General features: G+C 37.6%; 10 protein-coding genes and 1 pseudogene. 5 read left to right on the forward strand and 6 right to left on the reverse strand.

The genetic code is table 11. The annotated features are described in order from the left end of the window. The first annotated feature begins 1,004 nt into the window (after window positions 1–1,004). From ACX1N5_RS01730 to ACX1N5_RS01750, 5 genes are all read left to right on the forward strand, one after another. The gene (locus ACX1N5_RS01730; protein ID WP_458802249.1) at window positions 1,005–2,489 is read left to right on the forward strand and encodes a hypothetical protein; all 1,485 of its coding nucleotides are present in this window, start codon (window positions 1,005–1,007) and stop codon (window positions 2,487–2,489) included. Between the two features lie 310 nt (window positions 2,490–2,799). Continuing rightward, window positions 2,800–3,690, forward strand: a complete 891-nt coding sequence (locus ACX1N5_RS01735; RefSeq protein WP_458802247.1) for a YagK/YfjJ domain-containing protein — start codon at window positions 2,800–2,802, stop codon at window positions 3,688–3,690. Window positions 3,691–3,786: 96 nt separating this feature from the next. After that, window positions 3,787–4,065 (forward strand): hypothetical protein, encoded by a 279-nt coding sequence (locus ACX1N5_RS01740; RefSeq protein WP_458802246.1) that lies wholly within the window; start codon window positions 3,787–3,789, stop codon window positions 4,063–4,065. A gap of 23 nt (window positions 4,066–4,088) precedes the next feature. Then, complete coding sequence (locus tag ACX1N5_RS01745; RefSeq protein WP_458802244.1) at window positions 4,089–5,126, forward strand: DUF932 domain-containing protein; 1,038 nt, start codon at window positions 4,089–4,091, stop codon at window positions 5,124–5,126. 90 nt (window positions 5,127–5,216) lie between these two features. Then, window positions 5,217–6,221 carry a YqaJ viral recombinase family nuclease gene (locus ACX1N5_RS01750; RefSeq protein ID WP_458802242.1) on the forward strand — a complete coding sequence of 335 codons (1,005 nt, stop codon included), beginning with the start codon at window positions 5,217–5,219 and terminating at the stop codon, window positions 6,219–6,221. Window positions 6,222–6,243: 22 nt separating this feature from the next. Here the strand turns inward: ACX1N5_RS01750 and ACX1N5_RS01755 are convergent, their stop codons facing one another. From ACX1N5_RS01755 to ACX1N5_RS01780, 6 genes and pseudogenes are all read right to left on the reverse strand, one after another. Then, the gene (locus ACX1N5_RS01755; RefSeq protein WP_458802240.1) at window positions 6,244–6,468 is read right to left on the reverse strand and encodes a hypothetical protein; all 225 of its coding nucleotides are present in this window, start codon (window positions 6,466–6,468) and stop codon (window positions 6,244–6,246) included. Beyond that, complete coding sequence (locus ACX1N5_RS01760; RefSeq protein WP_458802238.1) at window positions 6,465–6,599, reverse strand: hypothetical protein; 135 nt, start codon at window positions 6,597–6,599, stop codon at window positions 6,465–6,467. Before ACX1N5_RS01760 ends, ACX1N5_RS01755 begins: the two co-directional genes overlap by 4 nt. 3 nt (window positions 6,600–6,602) lie before the next feature. After that, window positions 6,603–6,860: a hypothetical protein gene (locus tag ACX1N5_RS01765; RefSeq protein WP_458802237.1), complete on the reverse strand. Its 258-nt coding sequence runs from the start codon at window positions 6,858–6,860 to the stop codon at window positions 6,603–6,605. Between the two features lie 181 nt (window positions 6,861–7,041). Continuing rightward, window positions 7,042–7,347 carry a hypothetical protein gene (locus ACX1N5_RS01770; RefSeq protein WP_458802235.1) on the reverse strand — a complete coding sequence of 102 codons (306 nt, stop codon included), beginning with the start codon at window positions 7,345–7,347 and terminating at the stop codon, window positions 7,042–7,044. Window positions 7,348–7,375: 28 nt separating this feature from the next. Next, window positions 7,376–7,759, reverse strand: coding sequence for a DUF4431 domain-containing protein (locus tag ACX1N5_RS01775; protein ID WP_458802233.1), 384 nt, complete (start codon window positions 7,757–7,759; stop codon window positions 7,376–7,378). 395 nt (window positions 7,760–8,154) lie between these two features. After that, window positions 8,155–8,229, reverse strand: a pseudogene (locus ACX1N5_RS01780) (hypothetical protein); the annotation flags it as partial. Window positions 8,230–8,524 lie beyond the last annotated feature (295 nt).

The following is an 8,524-nucleotide window of genomic DNA, read 5'->3' on the forward strand; positions in this document are numbered from 1 at the left end:
ATTGCCAGAAAGCTGACGTTTTCTGGCGATCTCATTTAATTCAATAATAGATAGATACATCGGCCCGTAGTTATTTATCGTCTTTATTTTAAATGCATGCTTTTGCGTTGCTCGCTTTTCTTCAGATAAATCATCTATTTCATATCATTGCTGCTTTTTGATGGGCTGCGTGCTTAGACTTCAATCAAGTAGTGCTAAAAACTGTATTTATTCATTATTTTTAAATGCTTTTAAAAGCAGAGGTTTTAAAAAGCATTTGTTGAGATAATTTCGCTTTACGGTGTGGCAAACAATAAGTTTTTGCTAAAATGCGCCACTTGTATTGGTCAGTAAGCCAAATTTTTACGCATTTTAATTTTGAAATTTTAAAGGCATGAATTGATATGACAGACAGTAAAATCATGGCTGATCTTTCCTCCCATACCCCAATGATGCATTGGTTTTTATTTATTGATTTATAATAAAATATTAAATAAATTTTTAAAAAAGTATACTAAAAGGTATACTTTGAAAAATTTACTAACTGATAACAAAAAATATTCTATATAAGTATCAATTTCTAAAAGTAACTCACCTAAGTCAATTATATACAAGGATGATCATACAACCATGCCCATTATTTAGATGAGCGTAAAGTAATGATGCAGCCTTGGTCAGACTATCTTGATCAGCTAAAAGAATAATTTTTTAGATTTATAAAATATATTCCAAATGGATTTTTATTTTTGATGCTTTTGCCTAAAGGTACATGGAGGTAGCTGAGGTGGAGTAATTTCTTGTATTTTTAGCTCATCATAGGCTTGTTCAATAATCTTATATATTTTTTGTTATAAAGATTATTTTTGTTTAAAAAAGCAACAATTTTTTCCATGGGTTCTTGTGGAATTAAGCCTAAAAATAGTGTGAATTCTAGTAAAAATATATGGGAATTAGTAGTTTACTGAGTTGGAATTATAGCGGACAATACGTTGTTTAGAACATGCTTCCACTGGGTAATTATTAGAATGAGCGAAGATACTTTAGAAGAAATTGCTAAGTCTGAAAGTATAGATGAAGACTTAGAGGAAACGACATACACCTTAACAGAGAATTCAATAGAAAAATTATCAGACGAAATTATTGAAAATCTACTGAATAACGAGAAATTTAAAAAAATATTTATTTCTAAGGATATAGGGGAAAGGAGAAGAAGCAGAGATTCACTTACAAGTTCAAATAGAAATAGAGAAGAGAAATTAGAGTATGTTTATTTAAAGGAAATAATACCTAAAGATAATTTGCCACTAAAGTCCAGTCTTAAAAGACTTAAGTCAGCCCAACAATATTTGCATATAGTTGAAATTCTGTATAGGGAACTTCAGGTTGATTATGTAGATTTTCCAATAAGACCTACTCGTAGGAGAGGGTTTGATCTTTTAATGAGGGTAGAAACTTTTATGCTGAGTTTAGCATTACAACCTATACCAGCATTCATAAAATCAGCAAGCCAAGAAGAATATACACAACAAGAAAATACTACTCAATTATTAAAAAGGGTGACTCGTCTAGGAAAAGAGTTTCTTTTTTTATGGGCAAATAAGGAACGTATAAAAAAATTTAGTGGAAACTATTTCACAACAAATGTGCAGATTCTAGCTGAGTTCTTTATAGAGAAAGACAAATTTACGAGAGGTCTGGAATCTAAACTTGATTTAAGTCTCGATGTAACATCTGACTCGTTGAGTCAAATAAATGAATATTTAATTTCACTTAGAAAGTTCATTGAAACTGGTGAGTATAAAATTGGACTCAATCGGCGATATGTAAGAGAAGGTGATCCTGACCCTATCACTAAGATTGTTAAACCTACGCGTATTCAGATGGATGGCAAATGGAAAAAGCGTTCTGAGCGATTTGAATCAGCTATTGAGTACTTTCAGGAATATAAGAAAATAGATATCGTGCTATATAGATTTGAAATAAAAATACAGGTCTCTGATAAGAGAGTAACTGCTAAGCAGTTCCAAGAGTTTTTTACTATTTTGAATAAAAAGGCAATCAGACCTGAAGGATTGGTAGGTTATCTAGGATTTTTGTATTTTTGGAAAGAGGACTTTAGAACAAAAGATTTGATACAAGATATCATCATCATCATGGACAGTCGAAAGTTAATTACATCTCCTGAAACAGGGAATTCTGAAATACTAAAGCTTCGAGATATTCCAAATGAATTTTCTTTATATGTAAAAAATGTTCTTGAACATCAGGCAGAAATTTTTGAAGGAAAATTTGCGAACTTAGATTTGACCGCTGTTCCTGTTTTGAAAAGCAAATTTTGGAACATACCAGCAGAATTTCCAATAGAGTTGGGTAATAGAAAGAATTGGAACTTCTTTGAAACTCATATTTTACCTTATTTTGTTTTTATGGAGATGTTTGACGTGGATTACACAGATGATATTCAACTTAGATTCAGTAGAGCACGATCTTACCCTAAAGAGTTAAAGTAAATTATTTTGCCATCCAGCATCATAACTTTAGCTTCATCCCTCAATAGCAGCAAACAGGTAAATGACTAGATTTCATCTGTTTGCTATAGAAGTATAAAAAATGCTTGGATGGTGAGTCGGTGATGAATTGATATGCAGTTTTGTACTAGGATATATATTTAATATTATTAATTACTTAGACTATATATTCATCAACCCCTATCATCGAAGAAATGATAGGGGTTTGTATCCGTAAAATAATGAGCTGATTAGCAGAAGTAAAAAAATACAGATTGTTCTTTCCTATGGAGTGAATCATAGGAACTTAAACATGAATGAATCTGAGGTATTGCTGGATATTGAGAATTTGATGTTCTCAATGACTCAACGCTCATACATCTGGACAGACTTTGAAGGAGAATATCATCGACTGTTGGATCAGGCTCAGGCGATCTATGATAAAGAACTGACGTATAGCCCATTGATAGAAAACTACTTTGCTTTAATGCCTGAGAGACGATGTAGAAGAAATCGAGAGGTATTTTCAAATCAAGATCTATTTCAAGATTTTCAATATAGCCTAAGAACTCAACATCGCAAATTTCTCGATGATCTGAAATCTAAAAATAAACGGAACAGCAGGAAATTACGGGATTACTTTGACAGTATCCTTGAGCAGCATCGTAAGCTTTTACTGGTGAGAGTCGATTTAGCTTATCGTTATGATGCCAATATTCCCCTTGAGACTTTTGATCAGGATATAAAAATCCTCGTTAATCGTATTCAGAACAAGGACACCTGTTTTAAAGGGCAGGTGGGTTATGCTTATCGATTAGAACAGGGGGGCAAGAGCAAAGGCTATCATTGCCACCTACTTGTGATTTACAACGGTTCTCAACATTGCCGAGATAGCTATCTAGCGCAAGAGATTGGTGAGCTATGGCAAGAGCGTATTACAGACGATCAAGGCTTGTTTTATAACTGTAATCAGAAAGAGCATAAAAGAAGATATGAGCTGACTGATTCGCTAGGGATCGGCATGATTGAACGAAAAGATCAAAAAGCAGTTGAAAATGCTTATACAGCGATTCGTTATCTGGCAAGCCCTGACAAACAAACGCAGTATCTACGTGCATGTTTAACTGAGCGTATGCGTCAATTTCACACAGGTCAACGCAGAAGAACCATTGATGATCGAAGAGTGAATTCAAAAAAATTATAGATATACATCATTAACATGAACAGTGAATGTTTATTCCACATTCAAGGGCTGATCAAACGATCAGCCTTTTTTCATTTTAATGTAGAGGTCTATCTTATGAATATTACATGTCCATATTGCCATTCAGAAAATCTAAGCCGTGTCGTGAATAATCAGCAACAAGGAACATCAGGCAATAGTTTGTCCTCAATGACCTGTGCAGGTCTAGGGGCAACGCTTTCTAAAAGTTTGGCTGCACCATTCTCTCCATTGGTCGGTGGGATTGCAGGTGCTGTCGTTGGAGGTCTATTAGACAGTATTTTCCAACCTGCTCCACAACGGCAGGTGCCAACCAGTTATTTCTATTGTCATGACTGTCAGCGTAACTTCCAGTAAGTCACTGCATGGGGAGAAGCAAAATGGCTCATCAAGTTGAACAAATGGCTTATGTGGGAGAGACTCCGTGGCATGGTCTAGGCAATTCATTAACAGTCGGGCAGCCAATTGAGGTCTGGGCACAGCAGGCAGGGATGGATTGGCAAATCTTATCTTCGGATGTCAATTATATGGCACAGAATGATCGTGGTCAGAATATCATCTTACCTTTTGAAGATCAGCGTGTACTTTATAGATCGGACACCCATGCTCCGCTTTCCGTTGTTAGTCAACGTTACCAAGAAGTACAACCTCGGGAGATTTTAGAGTTTTATCGAGATTTAACCGAGCAGTCTGGCTTTGAACTGGAAACTGCTGGCATCTTAAAAGGAGGTAAGAAGTTTTGGGCACTAGCACGTACAGGTCAAACTTCTGCACTAAAAACTAAAGATGTCAGTCATGGTTATATTCTGCTTGCCACAGCGTGTGATGGAACACTGGCAACCACGGCTCAATTTACCTCAATTCGTGTCGTGTGTAGTAATACCCTGACAATCGCATTACATGGACAAAATGCACAGTCGGGCGTGGTTAAAGTGCCACATAGTACCCGATTTGATGCTGAGAAAATTAAACAGCAGTTGGGCGTCTCGGTTCGAGCATGGGATGAGCACATGTATGAAATGAAACAGCTTAGTCAGCGCAAAGTTAGTCAGAAGGAGGCTTCAGCTTATTTTGATGCGGTATTTAACAATACCCAACTGATCGTCACTGATCAGGAAGACAACTTGATTCAATTCTATCGAGGTGTCGCAGAGAAAGCCAAAAGCACAGAGCTTAAACCTGAACCGAATGGACGTGCCATGAGTAAAGTTATGGAAATGTTTAATGGACAAGGTCGTGGCTCAGAACTCAGTTCTGCAAAAGGTACAGCCTATGGCTTGTTATGCTCAATGACAGAATTTATCGATCATGAACGTCGTGCTATGACCACAGACCATCGAATGGATTCAGCATGGTTTGGTACAGGCGCAGCCTTAAAACAGCGGAGTTTGCAACAAGCATTACAATTTGTCGCTTAGCTGATTGCTAAGATCATTGATTGAACAACGACACCCCTAATCGGGGTGTCGTTTTTTTTATGCCAATTTTTACTGAATCGGAATATCTTCATGAATAACATCAGTCTCAATCCCACAACCACATTAACTCCTTTAGTTCCTTCTTTAAAAGCCCTACGCCCTAAAGCAAAACGCTTGATCAGTACCAAAGCCATGAGTCGCCAAGAATGGTTGCAAACTCGACGTCAGGGTATTGGAAGCAGTGATGCAGCAGCGGCATGTGGTTTAAATCCTCACATGTCCATGCTAGAACTGTGGATGCTTAAAACAGGACGTATTGCTCAATCTGTAGATCAAACCATGACAGACCACTATTCACCATTATATTGGGGCAATCAACTTGAACCTTTGATTGCACATTATTACTGTCAGAAAACAGGTCATCGAGTACATCGTGTGAATGCAATCTTGCAGCATCCTGATCCTGACTATCATTTCATGTTGGCGAATCTTGATTATCGAGTTACAGGTACTCAGGATATACAAATCCTCGAATGTAAGTCTGTGGGTGAGTGGGGGACTAAGCATTGGCGTGAGGGCGTACCTTTATATGTTTTGATTCAGGTTCAGCATCAATTAGCGGTTACAGGTGAACAGGCAGCACATATTTGTGTACTGATTTGTGGGCATGAAGCCAAGATCTATAAAGTGGAACGTAATGAGCAAGTTATCCAGCAATTAATGGCATCTGAAAAAGTCTTTTGGGAATGTGTGGAAAAGGATATTCCACCTGCGGTTGATGCAAGTGACTCATCGGCAAAAGCCTTACAGCTCCTTTATCCTGAACATCATGCTTTAGAAACCGTGGATTTTACAGGGTTAGAAGAAGCCGATGTATTGTTTACCGAGTTATTGCAACAAAGCCAACACCTCGCCAATCACCAAAGCCAATATGATCAGTTAAAACATCAGATTCAAGCCTTGATGAAACATGCTGAGAAAGCCATTTTTTCAGCAGGTTCGGTGACTTGGAAGAAATCTAAAGATAGTTTAGTGCTCGATAGTAAACGTCTTGCCTCCCTTATTTTTTGCTTAAAGTCGTGCGTAGAAGCCTAAACCTCTGTACTACGGATAAGTTCTAACGGCGACGAAGAACCAAAAAGCCAATAATCGCTAAGGTGAGTACACCCCCAATAAATTTACCGACTGAGGGAAACATGACTGCTGGCCAAACGATCCCTTGACCAAGGTTAAACATAAATGACTTGTAGTTGTATCGTCCCCATAAATGCTGATAAATCGCAAAGAGGAAGCCAATAAAAAAGTAGCCGCCAATCAGTGCAGCCTTGATGTTTTGTTTCATTCTTTCTTATCTCCAGCGGCATAGTCCACGAGCAACATGAACAGCCAAAGTAAAATCATAAAACCGATAAAAGGTAAGCCTAGAAAAGCGATCACAACGATGATGACGATAATTCCCGCTAGAACACGCATGGATTACTCCTTCATACACTGCAAGCTACTTTCAACCATATCGTGTTGGAATTCGTCAGTTTGACTGAGGGTATAGAGATTATTCTTTAAACCCTTTTCACCATATTTATCTTCAAGTTTGTCATAAACGCATTTACAGGCAGATTCATCGATTCCACTGGTTTTACAACCACTGATAAACTGGCGTTCCGTTTTACTCGCGCAGCCTGAAAGGATGGTTGAGATGAAAATGAATGAGAGTATAGGTAAGAAAAGCTTCATGATTACTCCGCTAATTGACCTTGAGCGATGGTGCGTATCGTGATTGCTTTAAGGATGATTTTAGAAATCTAGAAAATGAGCCTAGTCCTGATATTGTCTATACCAAAGATATTCAGATCATCACCATCCATCACTCAAAGTGATCAAAGGGCAATATGCCTTGATCAATGAACAATATGGCTTATTTGCAACTGACTTTTTTAGCGTTTTGGAATTCCATGATGCTCGTCAGACCATCGGATTTTTCCAGTTTGCTATCTTTGGCAGTAATCAAAACACAGTCACCTTTCTTAATTGATTTGAGGTTTTGAACCTGTTTGATATTTAAGCCCACGGCATAAATGGAGATGTCGCCTTTATTGGTCGAAAGAAAAGCACCTTCTTCACTCCATTCAACTTTCTGTTTGGCTTTTACGCTGATGGATGCTGCATGGGTATAAGAGACAGCACAGATCGCAACTGCTGCCAGTAGTTTTAATGCTTTCATTGTTGTTAACCTTTTTTATAAATTGGAATTATTTAATTTTTTGGATGCGCTCAACATTACAAAGTACTTCAGTGTAATGATAGATGGTATGGCTACCAAACAAATCACAATCCACTTTAACGGTACTGTTCAGCGCAATGTTTTTTAGCATTTGTGGGCTAGCAGCCAGTTGGATGTTTTTAACATGCTTAACTTGCTTAGGTTCACCCACTTCATCCTGAATAGTTAACGAGCGTGGTGATGAGAGTTGAAGCGCTTTATATTTTACGGGCTTGCCGTGATTGGTCACGCTGACCACATCATGATCAGTTTCAGTTAATGAAACCAATTTGCCTTGTAAGGTTTCAGCAGAAGCGGTGTGTATGGTAAATGGAAGTAGTGTGCCAATAAGAAAAAAGCCAAGCTTTTTCATGGTAATAGACCTCTTGCGTAAAAGAAGTTCTACCAGATTACTGCTAAATAATGGTGGCAGAACGAGAAGGGGTTAGCAGACTGATACACAAGAAACCAGCACGTCCGAAGACGTCCCCCTCCCGTTCCACCGCAGAGGGGGCACGAGGGGCTAGACACTAAAAGAAGATTCTTTTAATGCTCTTGTGTGAAAACGGTCTGCTAAAACCGACTAACCATGTGGGTTAGCAAGGGAATGATAAATTTTAGGATAGGGGAAGTCAATTGAGAATTAAGGGGTTAATGCAAGATTGGCTTTGTAGAGGATGAGAGATTTATTGAGTTTATGACTATTTTTATCAACATATAAATAATGCGATACTATTCTTTTAAAAAAGGCAGTACCGCCTTTAGCTATTTATAAATGCTGTGCTGTGATACACCTAAACGTTCTGCTACATCAGTGATAGAATATCCACGTTCTGTAATCAATTTAACAGCTTCATCTTTAAATTCTGGGGTATATCGTTATCCACTTATAATGTTCTCTCCTATGCAAAAAGAATAGATGATATTTGTCTAGGAGAGTGGTGGCAGTCCAACTCACTATTTTAGCGACCTAAATTCCCGAGAGGATTTCATTTTTAACCCACTATGTGGATGATTGAAATTTTAATCATTCATATAGGTAAAGCACTCAGTAGATTTTTAGCATCAGTTACATCTTTTCACATAATAACGTTTGAATGTCTTTACGCCTCTCTTCTTTAGAAAAAAATAATTTAAG

The organism is Acinetobacter sp. ANC 4636 (genome assembly GCF_054454555.1).

Excerpts from the sequence above, each read along its gene's own strand:
- ACX1N5_RS01730 (WP_458802249.1), top strand. The coding sequence starts at position 1,005 with ATGAGCGAAGATACTTTAGAAGAAATTGCTAAGTCTGAAAGTATAGAT.
- ACX1N5_RS01735 (WP_458802247.1), top strand. The coding sequence starts at position 2,800 with ATGAATGAATCTGAGGTATTGCTGGATATTGAGAATTTGATGTTCTCA.
- ACX1N5_RS01740 (WP_458802246.1), top strand. The coding sequence starts at position 3,787 with ATGAATATTACATGTCCATATTGCCATTCAGAAAATCTAAGCCGTGTC.
- ACX1N5_RS01745 (WP_458802244.1), top strand. The coding sequence starts at position 4,089 with ATGGCTCATCAAGTTGAACAAATGGCTTATGTGGGAGAGACTCCGTGG.
- ACX1N5_RS01750 (WP_458802242.1), top strand. The coding sequence starts at position 5,217 with ATGAATAACATCAGTCTCAATCCCACAACCACATTAACTCCTTTAGTT.
- ACX1N5_RS01755 (WP_458802240.1), bottom strand. The coding sequence starts at position 6,468 with ATGAAACAAAACATCAAGGCTGCACTGATTGGCGGCTACTTTTTTATT.
- ACX1N5_RS01760 (WP_458802238.1), bottom strand. The coding sequence starts at position 6,599 with ATGCGTGTTCTAGCGGGAATTATCGTCATCATCGTTGTGATCGCTTTT.
- ACX1N5_RS01765 (WP_458802237.1), bottom strand. The coding sequence starts at position 6,860 with ATGAAGCTTTTCTTACCTATACTCTCATTCATTTTCATCTCAACCATC.
- ACX1N5_RS01770 (WP_458802235.1), bottom strand. The coding sequence starts at position 7,347 with ATGAAAGCATTAAAACTACTGGCAGCAGTTGCGATCTGTGCTGTCTCT.
- ACX1N5_RS01775 (WP_458802233.1), bottom strand. The coding sequence starts at position 7,759 with ATGAAAAAGCTTGGCTTTTTTCTTATTGGCACACTACTTCCATTTACC.